This window comes from Aeromonas sp. SG16, assembly GCF_024436135.1.
GTDB classification, from domain to species: Bacteria; Pseudomonadota; Gammaproteobacteria; order Enterobacterales; family Aeromonadaceae; genus Aeromonas; species Aeromonas jandaei.
The window spans coordinates 896,008-922,492 of record NZ_JANFNW010000001.1; the positions used below are offsets into that span (position 1 = coordinate 896,008).

Consider the following 26,485-nt stretch of genomic DNA (forward strand, 5'->3'; position numbering starts at 1 on the left):
ATCTATGACTCCTTTGTCTTATTACACAAATCCTTAAGTGATTTCGCGTCTTTTGCATCACATGACGTGGCCCTCATTATCTCTTGTGAGGTTAGCTGCCATAGCTTCTTTTGATTATCACTTGCAAATCTTTTGAGCTCGTCAGGGATATGACCATCTTCCCCTTTTGTACTATTATAAAAACTTGATTGTTCAGGTGAGGTAATTCTGTCCGCTCTGGAATCGTTATTTTTGTGCTCATTCAATAATGAGTCATCTTTTAAATAATTAGCACTATTCCAGATAAACTGACCGTAACCAAATTCACAAGCCAGATCGAAGTCCTCGATTATTGTGTAGTCGTCATTGACTAACTGAGTTCGTATTTTGTCAAGGCAGTCTATTTTTGATTTCCCTCGGGTTTCAATTCCTCGAAGTTTTGGCATAACCTTTTGAACAAGCTGGTCTTCAAAGGCAACTTTCATTGCTTTGCCCAAGCTTGCGTCATCGTTGTTTCTCTGGGCTTCCAACACATCTGGATAATTAGCCATGTAATACTCGATGGACTGCCACACCCTGTGCCCAAGAGCCCTGCCAACCTTGGACAACGAGGTATTCATTTCTTCAATGAACCCCTTGAAGGGTAAAATCTGATCGTCGTTGAATTTGGTTTCTCTACACCACCAGCTTTCCCACAGTTTTCGAGATAACAGAGGGGCTTGGTCGCCCAACGGTTTCAGCTGACGGCGTCTTTCCAAAGTGGTCGGCCGGGGAAAGTTGATTACAATCCCTCTATCGAGAACCTTGTCTGAGAGGGATTTGGTGGTCTCATCCTGATTCATTGTTCCAGCCCAGAGCACATTTCTTCCCAAGGGTAGATCATAGTGCTGAATACCTGCGCCAAGCTTAACTTCAAGGCTGGGAACCTCGTTGCCTTTGCGCCCGCGCCGCAGCTCAAGCTTACTCAAAAATTCCGCAAAATAGAGCTCTACATGGGCAAGGTTCATCTCATCCATCAATATCAGACTCATGACGTCTTCAAGACCGAGAGGATAGTCTTCAGCCTGAGCCTTTTGACTTTGGGCCAATAAACGCAGAACGGGCTGGGCATCGAACTTGTTATCGATGGAGTTAAAAAAGCCAAGCATGGATTCCTGACTGTCCCAGTTCGGCTGCACGGACAGGCTCAAAAAGTTGATGCCCCCAAAATGTGAATATAGTCTTGGCAGCTCGGACTTACCGGTTCCGCTTACACCTGCCAGAACAGTCACAGGAGACCACTCTGAAGTTTTTAGAGCGGTGTGGAATGCATGTAAAATTCGCCGTGGGAATCTCAGCCCATAATCAATACAGGATTTATTGATTCCATCTAGCCACTGAAGTTCATATTTGGCTTGCTCTTCATTTATTGGAAGCTTCGCACGAGGTAGTTCTTTTGAAATATAAGGAGCTTCTATATCACGCACTCTTGCATCCCGATCCTCTTCACGTTCGTAGGCAGACTGTAATCGCTTGATATCAGCTTGTAACTTATTGTTGTGAGCCTCAATATTATCACGCTGGTCTGAAAGTGTCTTATTTGCTCTTTCCAAAGAATCAATCCTTGCTTCTAGCTCATGTTGATCTTGTTGAGCAGAAAATAGTTTTTGATAGTCGTATTTATACTTGTCTTTTTCTCGATCAATTTGTTCCTTTTCAGAGTTCAAGCGATCAAAGGCTTCCTGCATTTCCTGTGTTGGACCATTGGAAAGGTCATCGCGTAGCGTTTTAATTTCCTCTTCATAGGTTTTTAACTTCAGTAAAACAGCGGCTGGGTCTTCATCACCGAGTTTATGCTTCAATTCTTCAAAGTTTGAAATTAGAGCACTGCTCGTTTTGATGGATTCTCTCAAACGTGCAATTTCATCATTAAGCGCAGACTTCTCATTCTCGAAAGATTGCTTTCGTTCAACAACCTTGGCATCCACCTCAACGTTCAAATTAGCTTCTCGTTCCTCAAGTCGCTCTTTGCTGGATTGAAGGCGCAGCTTTTGATACTCAAGCTCATCCTTGAGTTCATCAAGCTCAACCTGATCCTTCAGGAGAGCCATTCTTTTTTGCTCGAGCTCATCCTTTTCCTGTTGAATCGCCGCCTCATGAACTTTCAGTCTATCAGCTATCTCTCTCTCCAAGCTTGCTATTCTGGTTGACCTCTCCTCCGAAAGTTCTTTTTCAATGGCAGTCAGAGCGCTTGCCCGTTTTGACTCCTGCTCCTTTTCATGTTCTTTCCGAAGATTGAAGAGCTCGTCATCAAGCTTTGCCCGGGCATCTGCATACCCATTGTCCCTTTGGATTTCAGCCTTTTGTATCGCCACCTCTCTCTGCCGCAACTTCTCCTTTTCGGATTCAAGGGATTCCAACTCACTTACACATTGAGATTCCCGCTGCTCCAATTGTTTTTTGAATGCTGCGAACTTTTCCTCAAAGAGTTGCGGAAAACCGTTTTTGGCCTGAAGTTCCATCTCTTCAAGCTGAACACGCTTATCATTCAGCTCCGCTTCTTTTTTGACGATCGCGTCTTTATCATCCTTTAGCGTCTGTTCCTTTTGGGAAATAACCGATTCTTTATGATTCAGAGAATCTTCCCACTCCTGTAGTTCCTTATGTTGAATCAAGAGGCCAGATTCTTTGGTGCTCATTGTTCTATCATTCCAATCTACCTGATCATAATCCACAGATGAATGGGAATTCTGATTGTTCTTGTTATCCATTAGAATACCTTCGATATTATTTTGATTGCCATATAAATATTGTTTTTAAACAATGCCATTTCATGTGTTGAAAGAGATACAGTAAGTGCGTTTCCATCTCCACGTTTGCTCAATAAATCTGCTATGATTCGAATGATTTGAGCGTCTGTCTGATAAAGACATCGAATTTCATGATCTGAAGCAACAAATATGAGAGACAGCAAATCAGCTCCAAGCGAAGCAGCAAAGCCACCAATAGATTTTTTGATAAAGTCGCTTTTAACTGTTGAAATTGATGCGGGGATTTGAGCGCAAGCCTCGTAGAAACCGGCCTTAATTAATTTCTGAAGCGCTATTTCTTTTATTTCTTGGCTACTACTGTGTCCAATAGTCCTTCGGTCACATACTTTTTGCTGAAGAACAATTTGCATTGCTGAAGCAATAGCCTTGAAAATTTCGATTGTCATCTGGTCATCAGAAGGCTGAGCAAACATGCATTCTATGCGAATAAGTAGTTCTTTCAGTTCATATTTCATTTCATAGACAAAAAGTGTCCCAAAGAAATCATCTAATTGCGTTTCAGCTATGAGTCGTTGTTGGTTTACATCTATCTCACTTTCATAATGTTGCTTGCCTCCTAGCATTTCAGTGGCAATGGCAGGCAAGAGAATACAAATGGTATCTACTGTGCGCTTTACGCTACCCTTGAGCTCTTCAGCATCTTGTTTATAGTCAGAAATATCACCATGAGAAACAGGGTCTCGTAGTTTTTTCAGGGACAATGCAAAATCTAAGAATCCACTTTGTTTTTTTGCCAAATCATTGATTGGATGTTTTGGATATTTTGTTGCTGCACCCGTAATGACAATTGCCAATAATGGTTGAAACTTAACTTGCCCTAATTGGCTTTGGCGTATTGCCCCCGCTTTTACTTGGAGTAACTGCTTATTTCTGGGGGATAAACAGAAACCTATTTTTTTAGCGAACTCACAAAGTATGTTTTCGTTGCTTGTATAATTCTGACCAGAAAATACTTCTTCCCATTCCGCGGCAGGATATTCGGCAACCAATATAGCTAGCGCATATTCAAGTGAAGAATAGAGTTTTGTACCGATCTGTTGTTTATTATAAACATACTCTTTTTCTTCGTGCTCGGTTTTAGGAGATTCACTCAATTTTTCTAATAGTGTATAGATGCCGTTATTTCCTTTAAAGAATTTTGTGATGTTAGGGTAATTCCACTGAGTATTTTTTGAGAAATTTACGTCTTTTTTTTGGGGAGTAATCTTGTCAAAAACCCCCTTTTTCTTGATGTCCTTGACCCACTGATAATCCTTATCAGTAAGATATTTGGAAAAAGCTTCAGAGAAGCCAAAGCCGCAACCATCCGTCACTAGAAGGTCAGAATTGCCCACCTGAATAAGTGCCTCGCAATGCAAGTATACCAATTCAGGGGTATCGTTCACTGATATCGCTTCAGCCATTGGAACTGGTGGCGGGTATTGACCGACAGAATGATTCAAAAGAGCTTGCCGTTTGTATTTTTTCCTAAATTCTCTAATAGATCTGATAATATCATTGGTGTTAGGAACTGTTTCCCAATGCGAAATTTGTGATGGTCTAATTAATCGGCATCTTTGATTTGTCGGCTTTCCTGTTGATCCTATTTCGACTGTAATTAAGTCGTCATCAATTCGTATAATTTTTTCTTTTTTTAAACTACCCATATGGATATACGGAAGGAGTTTTCCCATATGTAGATCCACAAAAACAGTCCCCACCACATATTCGAAACTTGTTTCTGTTATGTTGCGCCAGCACTCAAGTAGATTTTTACCATTATCTGATAACTCATATCGGTCATTTAAAAGACCGAGTTGGTTGAGGCGATTCTGAATGAAAGCCACCAGCTCCTTTTCCAGACAAGTGAGCAGCGCAATCTTTTCTGTGTCGCCGGATTCAATCGCTGTTATCTTCAAGACAGTTTCTTCAAACACATTGAGGCCACTCTTTTTAATTTGCGGAATAGAGATGTTGAAAGCGTGACATGGCCATAGAACACTTTGTCTGGCAGCGATGTTCAATCCATCTAATGCTGTGCGAAAACTGATTACTTTAGGACGATGGTCTTTTGCTGATTTTTTTGTAGAGGGCGCACTCATAGGATCACCCCCTTTTCGTGGCACAAGTCATAAAAGTTTTTCAGAGCCGGAACTGCATCCACAGCAATCTGGGTGTTTGTAAGGACCCCGTCTCCCACAATGGCTAAGACCTTCTTCTGACGACTCATGCTCACACATAAGCGGTTTTCCGACATGAGATGGCCGAATAGTTTTTGTTGCTTCTTTTTGTAATCCAGCTCGTTGCGTATATGAGGCGGCAAGGCGTTCATATCCTGAGACCTCACCATGGAAAGAAACACAATATCAAATTCCATCCCCTGAAAGGCATCAACAGTGCCGATGCGGAGCCGCTCTTCGCCATTTTCAAGAAAGCGGTATTCCTGACATATCTGCCATGTACCATCCTGCGCCCACTCCGTGATGCCGAATTTTTGCAGGGCTTCATAAACAGCAAATACCTGGGCCTTATAAAAACTGATTACACCAAAACTCAGATTCTTACCTGCATCGGATTTAATCCAAGTATTTAATTTATCGGCTATAGTTTTTGCTTCAGCATCGCGTTTTCTGCTTCCACTTTCAAGACGTTCCTCTTTTCCACTGCCATTCGGTACATTGATCCAAACTGCGGCTTTTTTTTCAATTCCAGATAATTCCTGATGGAAGTATTTTGAATCGAGAGGAGACCTGTAGCCTTCATTGTACTTATCATAGAAATTGCGACTTGCAAATTCACCCAGCAGCGGGTGTGTTCGGTACTGAGCATCCAGCGTCACTGTTCGTTTGATGTCATCTTTCTCCTCCAGTTTCTTCAGGCGGTTGAACAGATATTCAAACATACTTTTCTTGACAAAATCGACATCAACCGGCAGGGAGGATGTATCATCTCCTTCCAAGGCTCTGGCGACCTCTTCATCAATCATGTGGGGAAGTTGACGATGGTCACCAACCAGAATGATCCGTTTTTCTGCCTGAGCCATGGGTATTAACAGATCTCTAGGGCTTACTCGTGCCGCTTCATCAATGATGACAGTGTCATATCTAACAAATTCATCGTCCTTAAATTTCTTTTTGGCTTTCCTTATCGCTCTTCCTTCAGAATGCCCCGTAGTAGCTGCAAAAACAAAGTTGTAATCCTCTATGGCCTCACGAACGCCATCAGGATTGCCTTCAAGCTCATGTAAAAACTCAGCCAGTATTGCATCCCGTTTATTGGTTGAATTGAGTTTTTTCTCCAGAAGCTGAGATACCGTTGCCACCAATCTTAAAACATCCTCTCTTGGTTTTTCTGTCCTGAAATCAGGCAAAGGCAGATATTTATAGAGTAGTGATTCTTTCAGTTCTCTAAGCTCTGGAAGAAAACCCAGCGGCTTACCGCTGCGCCAACGGGCCGATTTTTCAAGAACGCATAAATCTAAATTGGCTGATTCGTCTTCGATCTTATCCAGTAAATCGACGGCTCTTGCGGCACCGTCGTCAACAAAAGCAGTTTCACTGACACGCAGGGCTCGAACGAGCCGTAAGGTGGAAGGATCATTCGGCTTCAGCTCCGTTTGCAGGGAATTGATGATTTCGTCAGCCTCACCAAGGATATACTCAGAAATAACGTCTCTGGGCAAATCCAGAATACTCCTCATCAAACTGACAGTGTTGTTCTTCGAGGGACACAATGAATATGCGCCCAACAGTTCTGCCAGTCTTACCTGATCTTCAGTCTGAGCAATTTGAGGATTCTTGTTACGAATATTCTCGGCGATATTGGAACACCATTTGTTAATTTTTTCAGTGACGGCATCTTCCGTAAATTCCGAATCACCGGTTCTTCTGCCGAACTTAACTGCTGGAAGAGCATTAACACTCAGCCTGGCAACGATATTCTCAACGGCATCATGCTGAAAACCGGAGACAAGTATCTGACCTCTTATAGACTTGGTTTTGTCATATTCCTCGTTGAGCCTTTCAAGAATTGCTGTAACTACAGTTGTTTTTCCTGTACCCGGCGGCCCCTGAATAAGAGCGATGTCCGGGGTGTTTAATGCGACGTCGATGGCCTCCACCTGCCTGTCTGTGGGTGGGTGCTTAAAAATCTTCTCTTTCACAAAGGGCGTCAAAGGCTTCAGTTTGGTGACGCGCTGTATGTCCGGAAGCGTTCCTCCTTCTTCAATCAGCAGGCCGAGAAGCGGGTTTGCACAGCGTCCTTCCAGAATGGCTGAACGTGCCCGCATTCGTCTTTCAATCTGAATCTTGTCTCCATTGATGGACAGAATCAAAAACATTTGACCAGACGGAATTGACGGCAGATCCAATTCAATGCTGGTTTTTGAAAGTTTTAGGATCGGGGCATAAACAGAAGCGGCCATTTCAGCATCGTTCTTTTTCTGCTCCTTTTGGGTAGTGAATTCTTCTTCCAGAGCCTTGCTGTAAGCTTCCCATGTAAGATCCGGATTCTTGAGGTATAAAGGCTCCTCGGAGGTGATCTCTATCTCATCCCCTTCGGTAAGCTGATCCGGGATGGACGGCACAAAGAACTTCACACCTCTTGTTGTTTGCTCTGTGCTATGAAAATCTATTCGACCAACAGCTTTGGCCCTTGCCAGCAGCATTTCACCTTCAATTGCACCGTACTCGTCCCACTGTTTCAGGTAACTCCCGGTCTCTTTGGTAAGTTGACTCATCGCTCCAGCGGCTAACGCCCGAATGCGACCTGTTTTGCTGTAGTCAGAAAACTTGACAGCCCCCCTTGCCAGACGCAATGCTCCTTCACTCTGCTGCTTATCCTTAAAGAGCACTTTAGTCGCAAAATAGATGTCCTTTGACTTATCGAGGTTACGCCTTTCAACCGGAATGCGAACCCTCTCACCATAAATAGAGAATTCCCGGAACTTCTCCTGCACAACGGCTTGGGAGTCGGGCGAGTATTCATCCTCAGGAATATCTGCTTCAAAGTCAGCCTTGGCGGATGGGCCACTCATGAGTAGAAAGAAATCTTCGTCGCTAACGCTGATTTTGCATTTATCGTTTAATACGTTCCCCAGCTCTTCAGCCCCATTGAAGCGAATTCCATTTCTTTTAGCCGTTGATTCTATGCGCTCATCAATGCCGATCTCCACGTCGCCAATTTCAACGATTTCACCATTGAAAAAAATGATTTTAACAAGCGTACTGCCGTCCTTGGCAACCTGCATTACCTCGGCAAGATGCGCACAACCTCTTTTCAGATGAAAACTCAGATCCTTTCCGGCTGAGGGCTCACGAAGTTGCACGTTCCACTGCTGGCCATCGATTCTCAATCTGTATGCCTGCCCGGTATTGTTGGGTGCGATATATCCAATACCAATGTTTGGAGTCTCTCCGGACAGCTCCGGTATCAACCATAATTCAAAGGTAATTTCGGCATTTATGTCTTTCAGCCTCATTTAAGGCCCCCACTGATCATGCATTTAACCAACCGAGGACTATTCAAATGTGAGAACATCCAGAACTGAACATCCGGTGTTACCCGGTCTATTTTCATCTGTGAATAGATCTTCTGAAAACCACTTTGCGGGTGACTGTCAGCAGCAACGGACAAATCGGCTGTGCCATGGTCTGATTTTTTAATCAAAATGCCATTATTACTCAAAGAGATGAGTACCTCTGCTGTATCAGAATCAATCATTGCAAACTCATCAAAGACTCGTCTCGGTACTGTCAGCTCTGCCACCTGCGAGATCTCACGTACATACTGCCAGCATGGTGAGTTTATGGGTTTATCCGGTCCATTCCATCGATAAGACTCAAGAATGAGCATCTGCGGCCTCTGCGTTTTACAGTAAGGGCAATTGTGATCCTCTGTTTCCGGGTGAATGAAATCATAGTAATAATTCATCGAGCAGCCTGGGCATGTGACGGTCATATCCGCTGCCTGAGCGAGAGCTTCAGGCCAGTGATAGATGGTCGGCCGCAGCAATGGGGATGTCCTGCCCGGGCCGAATGTACCCTCAAATAAAGAAATCAGTTTTTCTGTAAGGAGAAGGGGTCTGGGCAAACCGCTGTCGGAAGAGTTTGAATCATCATCTTGGTCATCAACCCAAGGGAACAGCCCTGCATAGGCTTTATCTTCAACATCCTCACCATCATTTTCCTCATCAGCCCAGTCGCCTTCATCCGTTCCATCCACCTTTTTTCCGACAAAAGGGTGAATCAGCGAAAGAAGGTAGAAAGCCACGACCGCGAACGCATGACAATCGCTTGAAGGTCTTCCACCGTCTTTGCCCTGCACCAGCTCGGGGGCTCCGTATTTGGGTGTGTAAACAACACTTCCGCCTGCGGTGATTTCAAATCGAATATTGTCGGCATCAATCAGCCAGACTGCTGAATCATCAAGCCCTTCTGAAATAAAGATATTGTTGGGAGAGATGTCACCATAGACCATGCCATTGCCGTGAAGGCGTGCCAGCAATGATGCGCATTTGTAGAGCGCATGAAGCCTGCGTCTGAGCCCACCGGTTCTATAATAATGAACAATCTTTTTAGCTTCGTTCTCCGGCATTGCCGAAAGCCATACCGGGATATCGTCTGTACTAATATTTTCTGCGGACTTGCCATCGAGCCAGAAATGACTGAACGGAACCATTTCACTCAAAAGCTGCATCACATAACCGGCATTGTTTTGAAGCAGAGCTGCCGGTACGGATATATTCAGGTTTTCTGGGAGAGGCAGGAGCCGGACGCGCTTAAAGTGCTTTGAATACCGTTCCACAGACTCCTCATCGGTGACCGGAGTTCCGCTTTCATCTGTAACAAGCTTGATCGCCAGATCAGGGTCCTTGGTACGGAAAACGACCCCTTGGCCTCCTTGACCGAGCACCTTGTCCTGAATGTGTACATTCTGATATTCATCCACATACTCGTTGAATCTTTGACTCATTGGGAACCTCCTTTCTTAAACAGACAAGCAATCGTCTTGTCATCGGAGTGTCCCGGAACCGGCCATTCATTGAGCCAACGTTTAAGATCCCTCTTTATTTCCTCCGACTCCAGGTCTGCATAAGTGGAGTAGAGTTCCTGTGCAAAAGTCATCTGCTTTTCAGGTAACAGGTCATCGGATATGCCATCCGTGCATAGCACAACTGCATTGCATGCCGCGCTTTCAATCGTCGCGGTTTCCCACTGATCTGGCTTAAACTCCTGTTGAAGGCAGCTGGTATAGTTTGAGAAGGAATCTTGTTTGCTATCACTGAGAATAAGGTGGTTTTCGCCAGTTTCTCCAAGGGCGGCAATCATTCCGTCACCAAGGCGGCCAAGAGTGATAATTCCTTCAATCTGGATGGCGAAAAGGCATGTGGCCGAACACTCTGTTGAAGAGTACGGAGCTATTTTCACAAGCCAGTTGGCATGAATGAGCCTTAAAATATCAACGATATTGGCATCGGGGGTGTTCTGGTAGCTCTTGGCTGCATCAAACACAGCCAGACAGGCGGCTTTTGAACCGTGATCTGAATGTGCCTTGCTGCCCAGTCCGTCCGATACAACAACGACATTTCCCCATTTATACCGGCGTGCCATCCAAGAATCCTGATTGGGAATCCCTGCTTTAACATGTAGGGGGCCGATTACTGAGGCCCCCCAACTATTCCAGAGTTTGTCAAACATCCCAATCCTCCCCTGGTTCTTCTATTTCAGGCGGTGCAGATTGCAGAATCCGGGCTGTGGATGATGGCGCGGTCAACAGCTCATCATAACCAAAGATTGTGCTGTCAATCGCTGAAGCGATATTCTCCGAAAGGTAAACAGTGTTATTTGTGGAAATTTTCTTCAACTTCAACAAGTCAGCATCAGCGCCGACGGCAACTGTCCGGATGATCAGGTCGCTGAATGTGTTCAGTTGTTTCTGAAAACTTACGATGTCAGAATTGGGGAAATTGCCATCAGACAGAATGAGAACCATTAATTTCCCAGCCTCATTCAGATACTGAGACAGAAAATCGGAGATAACAAATAGGTTCGATGAGCCTTCAGCGTTTAAAGCTGGGATGTCCCCGTCGCTTTGCAAAACGACCTCGGAAACATTCTGTGCCCATTGATAAAAACTGATGTCAGAGCCCAAGTATTTTTCCGGGTCAGTAAGCCGCAGCTGAGCCGCATAACGGCACATATTCCGCTGAAGATGGATTTTGCCCATCTCATTCATACTGCCGGAAACATCAACAATGATATAGAGGGGGGCTTTCATTGATGACGCCCTCCGGGTTGAATCATTTCTTCCAGCAGCCTGAATAGGCTATTACCCGATACCGACTGGATGTTTTTCGAGTCGTCGATCTTCTTTCTTACGACTTTGTTTTTCGGGTAAAAACATGAAGCTAAAACAGCTCTGCCTTCAATTCCGCCAAAATAACGGACAATATTCTGAAGCTTCATGACATGCTCACTGTTCACATTGCCAGCTTTGCACTCGATGACATAGAGACGTCGTCCATCCGTGAAGGTAATATCAAGCTCCTGATAAGTATCCCCAAACAGGTTGCTCAGTTGTGCGCTAAAGCTTGATGAACTCTTGTCGGCATCATCCTCTTTGAATGAGACTTCAAGACCGATGCGCATATCCTTGATCAAACCCGCATCAACAAGGGGCTGAAGTTTCATGAAGGTGTATTCTTCAAACCATCCGCCAGAGAGGTATTTGGCAAAATCCGGCCACTCATTGAACTCAAAGTGTTTAGGGCCGATACTTATCTTCGCACTTTTATCCTTGGAGAGCTTTGCATAGATATCCCCATTGTGCAGTTCAAACGGCTGAAAGCTGTCGTTGTAACGGGACAGCTCTCTATAGAGCCGTGAAATTTTGGAACGCGCCTGCCAGAGTTCATTGGTTAGACTTTTCCGGTCAGGAGATTCTATGCCGGGGATATCAGACCAATGGCCCGCTTTCGAGATAAACAGATTATTGCCGTTAAGCTGGATAAAGGTTTCTACCGATGGAATCAGCTTTGTTTCAACGGTTTTAAAGTCATTGAGATAAACCACCTGATTATTACGGCTGTTGAAATAGAATGGCGTTGCATTCACCTTGCGACAGGCAGCAAGAGCCCCTGCATACATCAACTTGGTTCCGCCCGTTAAGTTGAAGCCGATCTTCGCATCTGCAGGCATTTTCGCGATCAGATCCAAAACCGTGGATCGGACATTCTCAGGGGCATACGGATCCACCGCGATTTCACCGTATTCAGCTTCTCCAAGAAACTGTTTCATGACATCGGCAGGGAACTGCGCGGAATTCACAAAGATATGCTTCCTGCTTGAAAACTGGATAACGCCAAGCAGGTTCGGCATCCGCTGTTCGCCAAACAGGTGAAAAATGGCATCATACTTATCAGAATCCGTATTGTTGGTTCGAACCTGTCTTCCGTGCCATTCCAGCCACTCGTTCGGCAGGACGATTCTTTCTGGAGGTCTTCCTGGGTGAGAGGATGCGATAAGACGTTTTTTTAGCGTTGGGTGCCTCAGGGCCGCAAAAGCCCAGACGAAAGCCATAACCGGAGTCCCCGGACTCAGGTAGAGCGTAACGAGCTTTTCACCTTCAGATGCGGCAACCGCATTCAGGGATTGAGTCGCGGCCTCATAGATGCCCTCGGTGTCATTGAGATGCATCAGCTCCACAGGGTAGAAACGTATATCGACCTTTTTACCGGCATCCCGAAGTTGCTTTTCAAGCCACAGATTAAAATGATTATGCGCCTCCGCTGTATTTGAAAACAAATCAAAAAACTGTCTCGCGGTTGCAGGATCAAAACCTCTGATCTCTGATGTTTTTTTCTGAAATTCATAGGATTTTTTTTCGGATTTATCTGGGCGCGTAAAACCAAGGATGACCACGTCGGTGTAATCTTCCGCTAGCAAAGCACCCAGAACGGGGCCGGTTGTCTGTTCCAATACGAGTGAGGCCCTGAAATCAGTCAGTCCGTACCATGTCATTAAATATTTCTTCAACTTATACCCCCTTGACTTTTGGTACGAGCATTTGAACTATCTGTTCACCTGCATTAATTGTTTCACCAATCTTGACGCATACCTTGACAACAAAACCATCAACATTGGCACACACTTTTTTGGTGTTACCTTCCTCGTTATCTATCTCAATAAGAGTTTCGTTATATTTAACGATATTACCTGTACGGCATGAAATATTCTGCACCATACCTGTGGCAATAGACCTAGGCATTTTTATCATCGCCGTATCAAATACTGTTTTTCGCTCTTCATCGGCAAGCTTATGGGCCAGTGACAATAACTTATTTACATCAATCAATTTCTTTTTATAGAGATCTAGAATGAGTTCCCCATTCATATTTGGATGCTCCAATGCCAGTTCGAACTCTTTTTTTGTTACTTGATTGTCACTCCATGAGCCGGGTTTGTTGAAATCAAATTTTCTATATTGACTTACCACTTGTTGTAAGGCTTCATGTGGACAGCGAGGGTTCTTTATAGCCGCTTGACGAACTAATGGGCTTTGATCTTTAACTAACTCTATTAGCTTTTCAGGTGCAATATACTCACTTGATGCAGCATTTTCTTTTTCAGCAGGTGTATCTCTTTCATTTATTGTATTAATGTGCTCAAGGTCTTCGTCTGTAAAAGAGGCGGCTTTCAGGCTAAATTTATTAAACAACTGCTGATAGATATAAATTTTATCCTTAAGAACGATACTTATTGGCGTAATTAGGTTTATATGCTTCTTAATAATGTGTTGGTTTAGAGCTGGCTCATTACTACGGAACACACTTTCTAACGCATCATTAATGACACATTCAATATCTGCGCCAGAGAAACCTTCAGATAGAGCTGCCAACTCTGCAAAATCGAGCCTTTTTGGTGGGGGGCTCAGTTGACTAGTTTTAACGGTAAAAATCTGTTTTCGCTCACGTTCACTAGGTAAATTAACATAAAAAATTTCGTCAAACCGTCCACGTCTCAATAGCTCTGGTGGAATATTGGTAATGTCATTTGCGGTTGCTACTACAAATACGGCTCCGGGCTTCTCTTGCATCCAGGTTAGAAAATAACCAAAAAGACGAGTTGTTATTTCTGTGCTTCCACCTGTTCCATTAACTCCCGAAAACGCTTTTTCAAGTTCATCAATCCACAAAACACAAGGGCTCGCTTGTTCTGCAACCTTTAGGGCTGCCTTCATATTTGCTTCACTCTCGCCCACAAATTTTCCCATCAAAGAGCCGATATCTAAGCGAAAAAGAGGAACATTAAATAATGAAGAAACGGCTTTTGCACTCATTGATTTCCCACACCCAGGCATACCAGCTAAAAGCACACCTTTTGGGGGCGAGATACCCAAGCTCTGAGCTTTTGTTAAATCATCAATAATGTGTTTCTTGTTACGTAACCAGCTTTTTAGCCGTTCCAACCCGCCTATTTGGTCAATATCTATTTTACTATCGACTAGCTCCAATAAACCTGAGCGAGATAATGTTTTCTTTTTCAAGCCCAAAGCATCACTTACAGATTCCGGCAAAAAAGTGTCAGCATATTTATTTTCCAATGTATCAAATATTTGATACACCATGTCTCGCTCCATACCTGAAAAGATGGTTCTAAGAGAATTACGCACTCCGGTAGAAACTGAGATTGAAGACTTGCGCAGGAGAATATCCAGAATCTCATCAACCTGATTTAACGAAAGAGGAGAGCAAGTGAAAGGGATTAAAAGATTCACAAGCTCTGGAAATTCTATACTTTCTTTGGCCACTAAAATGATTGCAGCCCGTCCCTTAAAGTGACGCTTGATCCTTAATAGTTCCTGTTGCAATCTGGCAATTGCCCTAATGTCATCTTTCAATACTGAATAGGCGTTCTGTATTACATAAATCCTGCCCGTAGGATCGTCATCAGCGATTGTTTTAAGATCTTGGTACAGCAATACCTCTTGATCCGGTTTCAAAGCTCTTTTTGTCTTAAAATCAACCCAACCGTACCCCAAATTCCACTCCTTCAGTTTGAAGCCAAATGGAGCAGCAGTAGCCTCGATTTCTTCGTCGATTCTATTGAAGTCCTGGCCAAGAATCTGAATTCCCGGGACGCCTGAACGAATGGCCTCAATAATTCCGTTAACATCCATGTTTAAAACCCAAATAGAGAGGCCACGCCACTAAAGACTGATGAAACACCACTACTTATCGCTGAACCAACCGATTTAACGGTATCAACAACTGTAGATACTATTTTCTTTCCACCTTCATATATAGCCTCACCAACCGTACTTCCTGCTATTCCACCTACTACACCACCGACCACACCACCAATGGCTGTACCAACTGGTCCTAGCACTGTTCCTAGCGCAGCACCTATGCTAGCTCCCTTGGTTCCACCAGCAAGTCCTCCCACAAGGCTGCATGTGGCACTGCCAGCCTGATCGAGTGCTTCTGCACCGGTAATTTCTCCCTTTGCGAATTTGTAGAGAATCTTGGTATTTTCAATACCGATACAAACAGCATTAGCAATTCTTCCAGCGGGTGTGTTTTTTAACACATTACCCAACCAGCCACTTTTTACTGCTACGGTTACAGCACCAGTGACAGCAACGGTTAGTCCCGAAGTTGCTGCCGATTTTAGGGAGCTCTGTACAAACTCTTGGAGGTCTTCTTCTGCACTATTATTTTCTTTCCCTGTTATTCCATTCCATATCCGCCTCCCTAGAATACGAGCCCCTTGAAATCCGACAGATAATAGAGCTGCAGCACCAGCTTTTTGTCCGATTTTTTTTGCAATATCGATCCTGCTTGTCTCGTTCCAATCATATTGTTTGGCTTCAGCTTCTTCTTGTGCTCTGCGTTGTCTCTCTTTGGCCTCTTGTTTAGAAAGTGGCTTAGATTCGACACCATCAATTTCGATTGTTTCAGTACTTCCTGGAATATCTTCAGACTGCCCTTCTGGCACTAACTTGCGCTGCCCTCGGTAATCTCCTTTTTTAAGCATGGTGTCTGTCGCATCCGCATCGGCACCATATTTTGCTTGGTAGCGACGGACAATTTTTCCTTCACCATCCTTAATCACAATATCAACTGAATTTTTGCCATATGTCTGGCCGGGTTTGGGTTTTAATACTTCGGCACGGTATTCACTACCTTTAGCTACCGCATCAAGGTTGAATGTATCAACATGATGTTGTTCAGCAATAAAACCATCCAGATTAAGCTGCTGATTCAACTGGCCATCATTTCGGTAAAGCAAATCAATATTTGCTTTGTTTGCCGTCACAATGGCTGTATCAATTTTAGTAGCGTAAGCTCCGAAGTTAGTCACCCCACCTGCGGTTGCACCTTGCTCAATTTTCCCCGCCAACCAGTTGTTAGTGCTTAATCCTTTACTGTGGTGTTCCGTCAACTCTTGCTGAGAAGACTCGAAAACCGCTACTTCCTCAACAATATCATCAGCAGCGTGTTTGAGATCTTCTTCATTTCTCCAAATATCTGGATATTTGGAGAATTCAAGACAAAGCCAAGCATTATTTGATAGGTCAGGCGATTTATCTCTGTACGAGCGAATAAATGAACCTATAACTCCGCGCGTTTTTTTTGCATCCTCGGGCGTAAACTCTATCTGTTCCGCTAATGCATAAGCCTGCGCTTCACCATTAGATACGCCATTAGCGATCAGTGCTGGTAAATCCAAATTATCCTGATTCCTATCCATTTTGCTCTCCTACCAATAACCTTGATCATCATTCTCAATAGAGATTGACGCAGCAATATTTGATTTCGAGCTCTCATCCAGTTCAATAGACGCTGGAACAACGTTCGGGTTCTTGGACTGAGTACGCATGGTCACCGACATGGTCACTCGCTGGAAGAATTCATGCAGCTGCCCGGCGTTTTCTGCATAGAAAAGGTCATGGGGCGTACCCTCGATAAAACGCTTCAAAACTGTCTCATCAGCATCCCGTCCAATAGCCATTGCCATGCGGTCACATTTGGAAGAGCGTCCTTCGGAGATAAAGTCCTCCAGCGGCCTTTCCCAGCTATCATTAGGCTGCCCATCAGAAACAAGAACAATCGTCGGTCGGTAGGCTCGTGACGGAGTAGTCTCCTTGTCTTCGATCATTGCCTTGGCCATCTTGAGGGCGGTTCCCATCGGGGTCATACCGTTTGCCTGCAGACCTTGCCACCGCACCTGAGAAGCCTTGGTGTAGGGAACATGCAGCTCCACTTGGTTGCCAAAAGTGATGACGGAAACAAGTATCTCAGTCTCCATCTTCTCTTCCTGCGCAAAGGTATCCAGCATATCCTCGACGGCCTTGTTAAGGTTCTCGATTTTATCTCCGGACATACTGGAACTGACATCCAGAAGCAGAACGACGGGAAGTGGCTTAGCTGTTGGAGTGGTGAATTTTTTGGGGTCAAACATGGCTCGTCCTCTTTATTGAATGTGATATCCTAATGGGGCCATTATACAAAAAAACTATTACCCCTCTAGGGGTGTATAAATCCACATGTCACATTTTCAGGCAGAAGTCAGCGCAAACCAGACTGTCACCCACCATCACAGCGCACTTACCGCCCAATAAATCACCACCTGCGCGGCTTGCCCTTCGTTCTGCCTGCGCTATGGTTTACTATGCAGGCAATTGTGGTGCCTGGCACCGCCCACCCTAGGCTGTGTTCTTAAAGTGATGAATATATAATCTCAAATCTTCTCAACAATTTAAGACCTATGCAGTGTCACGTCGTTACCAGTTGACCGATGCACAACGGGGGCTTATCGAGCCCCTTTTTCTATGCCGCCGCATAAGCGGACGCCCTACTCGTGAGCCGCGCCAAGTGCTTGATGGCATTCTCTGGATTCTTCATACCGGCGCACCTTGACGAGACCTGCCAGAACGTTTCGGCCCATGGAGCTCGGTCTATAACACCTTTCGACGTTGGCTGAGTACAGGTCGTATCGATGCCATCCTTGCTGCGTTGCAACTGCATCTCAATGAAGAAGGGCTTATCGACTTCGACCTGTGGTGCATTGACGGCTCCAATGTCAGGGCATCCAAAGATGCTGCCGGAGCGCGTAAAAAAACTCTCCGGTGAATCAAGCCCTTGGTCGCTCTCGTGGTGGTTTTGGCAGCAAAATTCACTTGGTCACTGATGGTAATGGTTTACCGCTGGGGTTCTGCCTTTCGTCGGGGCAATCAGCGGAAATCAGATATGCGACAAGTGTGTTGGCCATGGCAAGGATCCCGACTTCATCAGGCCATTATCGCACTCGGCCAACGCATCTTGCCGCAGATAAGGCCTATAGCAGCAGGGCTCTGCGGGCAGAACTTCGGCGCAGAAAGATAAAAGCGGTTATCCCGCAACGCAGCGACCTGCAACGACACCATAAGGGACGTCCACTGGTGTTAGACTAAGCACCATGACAGATATGTGTTAATAGCAATGCCTGTTTGATGGCATACAAGAGAGGCGATTGCCATATTATGGCAATTTTTAGCGGTGTTTTTTCCAGGATTTTCTCTATAATTTCATCATGTACACAAGCTCTGATCGCAATAACAACTTCACCTTAAAAAACATTTAGTTACGATTGTAAGTCTACTGACGCCATGTCAAAAACACGTGCCACCATATGGCAATAAGCGTTTGGCTCTGCCATATGGTGGCAGACACTTCCACATAACCACCTAGCTGAACCTGCTTGTTCCACCAATGTCCCACCCCACCCAATGAAAAACGCCAATTGATGAATATAAACTCAAGCCAATTAACTCTTTAATCATTAAAGCACTACTCTCTATGCACTGTCCAACAACAGTACAATGGGATGGCATTAATTATAACCAGCCCACTTAACAGCAACTCAAACGATTCCCTCTTGATAGAGGTCAAGATATGCACTTTATCCACCACATGTCGCCATCTTGATAGATATCCCAAAAAAAACATCTTTGGTTATGGCATTTATATTGTTTCAATACTGTTAACTTACGTTCTACTCTAATCATGTTGGAAGTTATTCCAACTTATTTACCATAGTGGTTCAGCTTATTTTATTTGGTATTGCTTTCCTGTTGCGTGATATATTATAAGCCTGTTGATGAAATACATTTTATAAGATGCGCACAAAAATATCCATAACCCACAATGATAACAGCATAAATTAATGAAAAACAAGTCAGAGAATTATAGATGATCTATCATACTCAGCGCGTCATCTGACCAAATTTAATACAATATGATTTTCCCAAGACGACATATAACCCTCTCTATATTTCCTTATACGAAGTCCAATGATTGATATGCACTCGACTTATTCAAGGTATCATCTAAACATATGTAAAGCATTATCAAAAATTGTTTTATATCCATCGGCGCCCCCAAAATAACGACCGTTAGTTTGATTCTGTGTTATCTGGACTGAAGCAGTATAACCACTCCCTTTTGTGGGCAACTGTCAGGTGAATACCATCTCCATACAGTCTGAGAAATTTAACAGACAGGACTTCATCCGTTTTTGCCGTAATAGCACCAAGCCAGACCTGTCCAGTTGTTTCATATTTGAAACACCACATGCAGAAGTTCGTGGACATAAACTGCAGAAGTTCATTTTACTTTTATATTTAAATCACTTGCTGAAGAATTCAAACAACCTCACTCGAGCCGGAAAGGCTCCCCCATGTAGAAAGCACCCACCAGCAGACCATAAACAAGCCGCACTCGCTCATCCCTGCCCAGCAGCACACCGAGTAGCACTTCGCCACTTGCCAAATCGTCACCATGCCAGAAGCACCAGAGGCCTGCCTCCACTACATCCAGCCAACTGGCATGGCCCAGCTGATTACGAGACTTGCGCCGCCAGCTACCACGCACCACCAAACCAGTATTCGGGGATATGGCCGCCAGCATCCGCTGCTCCATCACACTTGGCGTGAGTCCATCCAGCTTGGCCTGACGGCTGCCACGCCCTCCTCGCAGCAATTTGTCGAGTAGCAGCGCCAACAGACGAAACGCGTCCCGATCTTCAAAGCTGGCATCCTCCCCCAGCAAATCGGCTGCACCGGCCATCAGTTGCTCACGCCCCAGATAGATGGGCTGTGACGTGCAATCCAGTCGATGTTGCTCGACATGGATAGCCAATGCCGTCACCACCGCCAGTGGTGAAGTCTCACCCCCTTGGTGACACGCGCCTTGGGCAAGCAAAGCGGTCAACGCCTTGGCCCGCTCGGCTGACAGCAAGCAATAGATCCCCCTGATCAGGGGCATGGCCGCCTGACCTGATAACAGACTTGAGTTCATAGCGCCTCAGTGACGATCGCGTTTGAAGTGAGTGGTTTTATGACCGACGGTGACAATCTCGCCGTTTTGCAGTACCAGATAGTGACGGCGCAGCCGCTGGCAGCATTCCGCTGGCACTCCGTACTCGGCTTGCAGCATCGTCACGCCTTTGCGATCGAGATAAACCAGTTCGCGCCCCTGGTGATAAGAAGAACGTCCGATGCTGAGCAGCAGCTCTACCAGCTCGGGAGCAATACCGCGCTGCTGCATCCGGCACGCGGCGTGATGGCTGTACGCACTATCCAGCTTCCCGTTCATGACATGTTCCTTTGGCGCTCATTTAGATGGACTCATTATATGTAGCCTGTATACTCATGCCGATACTGGTTACATAAACATGTCGCATTTTGGAGCACGTATGGCACCCAAAGAGCTCACCTGGGATCAAACCCTGCGTTTTCGTCTGCTGGAGATCGTCTTGCAGTGGGAAGGACGGCTGACCACCAATCATTTGATGACAGCCTTCAATATCGGTCGCCAACAGGCGTCACGGGATATCAACCACTACCTGACCCACTACTCACCGGAAGGGTTGGTCTATGACAGAAGCCTGAAGGGATACAAACCCACAGAGCACTTTGTCCCGCGCTTTAGTGAGGGAAAAGTGGATGAGTATCTGATGCTGCTACATCGTGAAAAGCAGCACCAGCGACAACATGAAGCGGGCCTGTTGACACTGCCGCTGATGGATCTACGCTACGGCCATATCGAGATCCTGGATGTGCCAAACCGCCATATCGACCCCAAGATTGTGCGCGGTTTGGTGCAGGCGGCCCGTGGCCAGCTGCGGGTCGATGTCGATTACGTATCCCTCAGTTCAGAGGAGCAGAGTGGCCGAAATATCGTGCCCCACACTTTGGTCTATGACGGGATCCGCTGGCACGTACGCGCCTACTGCGAGAAGAAGGGGGAATATCTGGACTTTGTGATGAGTCGTTTTCGGGGCGAACCGGATCTGCTGGATGCCTCCCCTCACGGCAGGGATCAAGATCTGGAGTGGAACACCCAAGTGACCGCTGTAGTCGTTCCGAATCCAGGCCTCAGCGAGGGACAGCAGGCCATCATTGCCAGAGACTATGCCATGACCGGGAACCAGCTATTGATCAGCCAACGGACCCCCTTAGTACATTACGCATTAGAACGGATGCAGGTGAGCTATAACGGCGAACACCAACAACAACCCCTGCTCTACCCGCTGGTGCTGGCAAATCGGGAGGAGCTCATCCAGCAAGGCTGTACCTTCAAGCTCAAGAGTGCGGATTTGCAGGTACGGCAGGTAGAGTAATCAATACAACCAATTTTCCCTAGCATAAACGCTGGGGGCTTTGGCAAAAAGCTGGTTATGGTAATCCAGCAAAGAGACAAACACCGAACGAAGCTACTGCTGAAGACTAACAACTCATCACTGAGTCCACTTTATTTTATCACTTCACTCTGCAGTACCTGACAAACTTTGGCATTCGCCTCTACAAACTCTTCCCAACTATACAGACCTGAATAATTCATCCGGAATTGCCGTTCCACCCGGCAAATATCTGGCCGGGTTTCATAAATTCGGCATTGCTTGTCTGCATCACAGTAGTGCAGGCAAGCGCCATCCCCCCGATCCAGATATCGGGTTTCCTCCGCCAGATGTACATTGCGGCAGCACTGCCCGCATTGAGTACAGGGAAAAGCTGGTAACGTCATACCTTTGAAGCCAACCAGTTACGGGTGCTGGCGGCATTCCCCATCTCGAACGGCAGTTCTATACCGCGGGCCAGCACCTGTTGCTGCAACACCACACTACGCTCAAGTTCATCGTTACAGCTTTGCAGTTCGAGGGTAAAGGTCTGTAATTCTTCTACGTCTAGATTGAATTCCAATTGACTCAACTCGGCCAGATAACGATCCAGTTCCGCATTGATAGCCTGGAACTGTTTAAGCGTGCCTGCATGTGGCCCCATGGATTCGACATAGGCCCACAGCTTACAAGCCACACTGCTGTGCAGCAAAAAATAGTTGAGTCCGAGGGTAACAGTGCCTGTTATCAGAGCACTGGCAAAGGCTGCAAGCTCGGCACCGAACGGAAAACTGCATATTGGCAGCAGTTGGGTGTAGGCTATGGAGCCTACGGTGGTAGCTGCTCCGACTGACAACAATGAAGTGACTGCCTGGCACAATTCAACGACGCTGAGCTTGTCGGGATTGAAGGCCAATAACTTGATGGCTTTGACCAATACACCCCAGGTCTCGCGAATGATCTTAATAGCCATTACATGGGTGGTGGCGAGGATGTTGAATACGGTGTTGGTAAGGCTACCGAGGATGCCTGAAAATACGCCGTCTTTGAATGCAACCAAGAAGGCGTTAAAACGTGCTTTGACTCGTTCCCAGATGCCTTTAAGCGAGGCAGTGATGCTGCCTACGAACGTTTTGAAGCTGAAATTGACTTTGAGCTTGGTCAGCAGGGCTGGCAGTTGCTCGCGTAGTTCAAACCACACCTCTGCCATGACCATTCCGAGCATTTGTCGGGTACCCATGGCCAAGCCGGCTTTACCTGCGGCACTGGCGGTTTGGTGGAAAAACTTGCTGCTAGTGTAGTAGGTGTGGTTAATCTGTTGCTCATACGGCGCTCTAGCTTCAGCATCACGTTTACGCATGGCATCAGGATCGACCGACTTGAGTTTTGATACTTTAATTTCGGTTTTACGGATCGTGTCTTCCAGTTCCCGGGCCTTGTGCTGCTGCTCTGGTGTGTCGCGTTGCAGGGTAGCCAAGCGTGCTCGGTCTTTAGCCAGCTGAGTTTCGTGCTCATTAATCAGACCCGGTAGCCGTTGCAGATACTGGTTGATAGACGAATCTTTTTTCGATTTATTGACGGTTTCGAGGGTGGTTTGCAGGTTGCTACTTTGATTAGCCAGTTCCACCCCATTTAGACCGGCCAGAACACGACCAGGATCGTTATGGATTTCATTTGCACTGATAACGTGATCGAGGTTGCGCTGTTCGTTCGCGCCCATCATCGTATTGCGATAAGGGTCATGCAAGGTGCCGGCGGATTGCTTGGCTTTATCCCGCTCGCCGGTGGCAATGTAATTAGCGTGCTTATGGTAGAGCCCACTATTGTAATCTTCGCGTTGTTCATAACACAGCTGTTCATCCGTTGTGGCCCACACGCCATTACGAACATTGTGGATCGTGTTTACATCACCACCCTTCTGATCCTTAAACAACAAAAAGTCCAGTCCAAAACTGGTAACCAAGCTATTGATAACGGTTTTCTCGAGCTCTACAGCCCACGGGAAGTCTTGTGCGGCGGTGTGCATAGTGGCGTCCATGACTATCTCAACAATATCAAAAGGGGGCCTAACGGCCCCGCAAGTAAGTTACGCAGGCTCAATGCGGGCCGCGCTGGTTTTGGTGTCGCAGAGTTGTTTATCCAGCTGATCTGTATTGAGGATCATTGAGCCGTCTTCGTCCGTATCCATCACCGGCACGCCATGTGTGTCTTTCTGGATCTCACCGTTGACATGCTTGACCCGGAACAACGGTGTGGTGATCAGGTCAACGAGGATAGCTGCCAGTGCATAGCCGTTGCCAATTGCACGCATAATAGTGTCGCTCAATTGAGCCAGCGCCACTTGTGGATCCTGCTTGAGCACCTTAGCTGCTTCAATTTGGCGGGTGACTGCCTTGAGGATGTCGAAGTACTGGTCAAACTGGGCGTAAACAGCCTTCAGCACTTCGATAATTTCGAAAGCATAATCTTCTGTATTACTGAGCTGTTCCTGAGCCTTTTTAAGTTTCGCAATAGCACTACCAACTTGACTGTTTATTTTATTCGCATTCTTAATCGCTTCCTCGCCATGGCTGTTGTATGCCCAGCCAGCAATAGCTAGCACTGGACCAGCCACGGCTGCACCGAGGATCGCACTGCCTCCAGCCATTCCCAAGCCACCTGTGGCAAGAGATCCACCGCCAATGGCCGCCAGAGTAGCGTTGGTAGCGGCGACGCCAGATAACGCAGAAATACTTATACCGGTAGAGGCCGCCCCCAGTGCCATGACTCCACCATAAATGGCAAATCCAGCCGCAGCTCCGGCGGCTCCGGCTCCAGCCGCCGCGCCCAACACACCAATGGCCGTATAGCTGTAACCCTCAATTTTCTGTAATTTGTGCTTGGGAATACTGATCTCGAGTTTATTCTGGCGACCGCTGTTGAGCTTTTGCAGAATGTCATCAGCAAGTGTTTTGAACTCGTTGAACTGCTGTCCGATTTTTAGCTCTTCCTGCCCCAATACATCAAGGACGTCATTGGTGGCTTTTTCCTGTATGTCAAACGGCGCTCTTGTTTCCTCGTAACGCCTTTTTGCAGAGTTAACGGTATCGTCTGCTTCAGAGTGTTTCTGGTAGCCGTCATAACCCTTTTTGGCGCCGTAAGCTGCAGTAGCCAGTGCAGCTGCTCCGAGGATAATTGGAATTGGCATAATCAAGATCCCTTTAATAAATCGTAAACAATGGAATACACCAAACAGTTGCAGTTCACCGCTAAGCATCTGCATACTCGGGATACATTATTTCGTCGCATTAATTTTGCGAAGGGGTGGAACAATCTGTTTTTTGGTTCAGCTATCATACATAAAACTATATATTTCGGAACTGGTGTATAAAAAAACATGTCACATTTTCAAACACATATCGGATCGATCCACTCAATTACCAGACCACAACCACTGCGCACTTACCGCCCAATAAACCGCCACCTGCACGGCTTGCCCTTCGTTATGCTTGCGCTATGGTTTACCATGCTGGCCATTGTGGTGCATGGCACCATCCACCCAGGCGCTAGCCGCCGTCATCGGATACCTCATCTCGAGTAACATGAGCAAAACAGCACACGCCGGCAGCGAGCCGACCTTCTATTTCCACGACTACGAGACCTTCGGCATCAGCCCCGCCAAGGACAGGCCGTCGCAGTTTGCCGGTATTCGTACCGATGCGGATTTCAACATCATTGGCGAGCCGCTGGTCATCTACTGCAAACCGCCGGCGGACTACCTGCCAGATCCGGAGGCGTGCCTGATCACCGGCATCACGCCGCAAAAAGCGATGAAGGACGGGCTGTGCGAGGCGGATTTCATTCGCCAGATCCACGAGCAGTTCGCCACTCCGAATACCTGTGTGCTGGGCTACAACAGTATCCGCTTCGATGACGAGGTGACCCGCTACACCCTCTATCGCAACTTCTATGACCCCTATGCCTACAGCTGGCAGAACGGTAACTCCCGCTGGGACATCCTCGACATGCTGCGGGCCTGCTACGCCCTGCGCCCGGAGGGAATCGAGTGGGCCTTTGATGATGAGGGCAAGCCGAGCTTCCGGCTGGAAAAGCTGACTATCGCCAACGGCGTCGCCCATGCCAATGCCCACGATGCACTCTCTGACGTGCTGGCCACCATCGAGATGGCCAAGCTGGTGAAAAAGGCCCAACCCAAGCTGTTCGGGTACCTGTTTGACCTTCGCAACAAGAACAAAGTGAAGGCACTGATCGACGTGGTGACCATGAAGCCACTGGTGCACGTCTCCGGCATGTTCTCCCCTTGGCAGGGGTGTGCAAGCTGGGTCTCGCCCCTCGCCTGGCACCCCGCCAACCAGAACGCGGTGATCATGGTAGATCTGACCCGCGACCCCACCCCGCTTATCGAGCTCACCAGCGAAGAGATCCGCGAGCGCCTCTACACCAAGAAAGAGGAGCTGGGGGATCTGGCGGGCATTCCGGTCAAACTGGTGCACATCAACAAGTGTCCGGTACTTGCACCGGCCGCCACCCTTACGGCAGAGCGGGCCGACCAGCTGGGCATCGATCGGGAGCAGTGCCGCAAGAGCCTGGATCTGCTGCGCGCCCACCCCGAAGTGCGGGAAAAACTGGTGAAAGTGTTCAATCAGGAGTTTGCGGGCAGCAGTGACGGCGATCCCGATACCCAGCTCTACGCCGGCTTCTTCGGTCACGGCGACAAGTCCACCATGGATCTGGTGCGCGCCACCCCGGCAGATCTGCTGGGCGAGCGGGAGTTCGCCTTTACCGATTCACGGCTGCCGGAGATGCTGTTTCGCTATCGCGCCCGCAACTGGCCGCACACGCTGAGCGAAGCGGAGCAGAAACGTTGGCGCCTGCACTGCAGCGACTACTTCAGCAACCGTCTACCTGACTATGTGCCGCGCCTCGAAGCGCTGGCCGAGCAGAATCAGGGTAACGAACGAAACTTTGCGATTCTTAAGAGTCTCTACCACTATCTGGAAGATTTATGAGTTGTGAGTGATTTCACACTAAATCCTCCTCGCCAATCCCCTTCTTCAA

At 46.8% G+C, this 26,485-nt stretch carries 17 protein-coding genes and 1 pseudogene; 3 read left to right on the forward strand and 15 right to left on the reverse strand.

The genetic code is table 11. The features are described from left to right. Positions 1–2 precede the first annotated feature (2 nt). From NOM67_RS04035 to NOM67_RS04080, 10 genes are read right to left on the reverse strand one after another with little or no spacing between them, the layout of a single operon-like run. A complete protein-coding gene (locus NOM67_RS04035) occupies positions 3–2,729 on the reverse strand; it encodes a chromosome partitioning protein ParA (RefSeq protein ID WP_156852698.1) in 2,727 nt (908 codons plus the stop codon). After that, positions 2,729–4,870: a hypothetical protein gene (locus tag NOM67_RS04040; protein ID WP_255933989.1), complete on the reverse strand. Its 2,142-nt coding sequence runs from the start codon at positions 4,868–4,870 to the stop codon at positions 2,729–2,731. Before NOM67_RS04040 ends, NOM67_RS04035 begins: the two co-directional genes overlap by 1 nt. Then, positions 4,867–8,247, reverse strand: a complete 3,381-nt coding sequence (locus NOM67_RS04045) for a DEAD/DEAH box helicase (RefSeq protein WP_156852696.1) — start codon at positions 8,245–8,247, stop codon at positions 4,867–4,869. Before NOM67_RS04045 ends, NOM67_RS04040 begins: the two co-directional genes overlap by 4 nt. Beyond that, positions 8,244–9,740: a serine/threonine protein kinase gene (locus NOM67_RS04050; RefSeq protein WP_255933990.1), complete on the reverse strand. Its 1,497-nt coding sequence runs from the start codon at positions 9,738–9,740 to the stop codon at positions 8,244–8,246. Before NOM67_RS04050 ends, NOM67_RS04045 begins: the two co-directional genes overlap by 4 nt. Continuing rightward, positions 9,737–10,465 carry a PP2C family serine/threonine-protein phosphatase gene (locus tag NOM67_RS04055; protein ID WP_156852694.1) on the reverse strand — a complete coding sequence of 243 codons (729 nt, stop codon included), beginning with the start codon at positions 10,463–10,465 and terminating at the stop codon, positions 9,737–9,739. Before NOM67_RS04055 ends, NOM67_RS04050 begins: the two co-directional genes overlap by 4 nt. After that, a complete protein-coding gene (locus NOM67_RS04060; protein WP_156852693.1) occupies positions 10,458–11,045 on the reverse strand; it encodes a VWA domain-containing protein in 588 nt (195 codons plus the stop codon). Before NOM67_RS04060 ends, NOM67_RS04055 begins: the two co-directional genes overlap by 8 nt. Beyond that, positions 11,042–12,802 (reverse strand): Card1-like endonuclease domain-containing protein, encoded by a 1,761-nt coding sequence (locus NOM67_RS04065; protein WP_255933992.1) that lies wholly within the window; start codon positions 12,800–12,802, stop codon positions 11,042–11,044. The genes NOM67_RS04060 and NOM67_RS04065 overlap by 4 nt, the downstream gene beginning before the upstream one ends. 1 nt (position 12,803) lies before the next feature. Next, a complete protein-coding gene (locus NOM67_RS04070; RefSeq protein ID WP_255933994.1) occupies positions 12,804–14,945 on the reverse strand; it encodes an AAA family ATPase in 2,142 nt (713 codons plus the stop codon). 2 nt (positions 14,946–14,947) lie between these two features. Then, a complete protein-coding gene (locus tag NOM67_RS04075; RefSeq protein WP_255933996.1) occupies positions 14,948–16,519 on the reverse strand; it encodes a hypothetical protein in 1,572 nt (523 codons plus the stop codon). A 9-nt stretch (positions 16,520–16,528) separates the two neighbouring features. After that, positions 16,529–17,230 carry a VWA domain-containing protein gene (locus NOM67_RS04080; RefSeq protein WP_156852689.1) on the reverse strand — a complete coding sequence of 234 codons (702 nt, stop codon included), beginning with the start codon at positions 17,228–17,230 and terminating at the stop codon, positions 16,529–16,531. Positions 17,231–17,541: 311 nt separating this feature from the next. Here NOM67_RS04080 and NOM67_RS04085 point away from each other — a divergent pair. Next, positions 17,542–18,218 (forward strand): annotated as a pseudogene (locus tag NOM67_RS04085) (IS5 family transposase); the annotation flags it as partial. Positions 18,219–19,461: 1,243 nt separating this feature from the next. Here NOM67_RS04085 and NOM67_RS04090 read toward each other — a convergent pair. Beyond that, positions 19,462–20,106: an ADP-ribosylglycohydrolase gene (locus NOM67_RS04090; protein WP_232354329.1), complete on the reverse strand. Its 645-nt coding sequence runs from the start codon at positions 20,104–20,106 to the stop codon at positions 19,462–19,464. Positions 20,107–20,112: 6 nt separating this feature from the next. Further along, the gene (locus tag NOM67_RS04095; RefSeq protein ID WP_075113529.1) at positions 20,113–20,403 is read right to left on the reverse strand and encodes a DUF4258 domain-containing protein; all 291 of its coding nucleotides are present in this window, start codon (positions 20,401–20,403) and stop codon (positions 20,113–20,115) included. A gap of 100 nt (positions 20,404–20,503) precedes the next feature. Between NOM67_RS04095 and NOM67_RS04100 the strand changes: the two genes are divergently transcribed. Then, positions 20,504–21,430 carry a WYL domain-containing protein gene (locus tag NOM67_RS04100; protein ID WP_255934004.1) on the forward strand — a complete coding sequence of 309 codons (927 nt, stop codon included), beginning with the start codon at positions 20,504–20,506 and terminating at the stop codon, positions 21,428–21,430. Between the two features lie 131 nt (positions 21,431–21,561). Here NOM67_RS04100 and NOM67_RS21725 read toward each other — a convergent pair whose 3' ends face one another. Genes NOM67_RS21725 through NOM67_RS04110 form a run of 3 tightly spaced genes read right to left on the reverse strand, consistent with a single transcriptional unit; the run spans position 21,562 to position 24,689 of the window. After that, entirely contained in the window at positions 21,562–21,834 is a 273-nt protein-coding gene (locus NOM67_RS21725) for a YkgJ family cysteine cluster protein (protein ID WP_156852686.1), read from the reverse strand. Then, positions 21,831–23,465 carry a hypothetical protein gene (locus NOM67_RS04105; RefSeq protein WP_255934007.1) on the reverse strand — a complete coding sequence of 545 codons (1,635 nt, stop codon included), beginning with the start codon at positions 23,463–23,465 and terminating at the stop codon, positions 21,831–21,833. The genes NOM67_RS21725 and NOM67_RS04105 overlap by 4 nt, the downstream gene beginning before the upstream one ends. Positions 23,466–23,513: 48 nt before the next feature. After that, the gene (locus NOM67_RS04110) at positions 23,514–24,689 is read right to left on the reverse strand and encodes a hypothetical protein (protein WP_198037946.1); all 1,176 of its coding nucleotides are present in this window, start codon (positions 24,687–24,689) and stop codon (positions 23,514–23,516) included. Positions 24,690–25,008: 319 nt separating this feature from the next. Between NOM67_RS04110 and sbcB the strand changes: the two genes are divergently transcribed. Next, the gene (gene sbcB / locus NOM67_RS04115) at positions 25,009–26,436 is read left to right on the forward strand and encodes an exodeoxyribonuclease I (protein ID WP_156852684.1); all 1,428 of its coding nucleotides are present in this window, start codon (positions 25,009–25,011) and stop codon (positions 26,434–26,436) included. Positions 26,437–26,485: the final 49 nt, after the last annotated feature.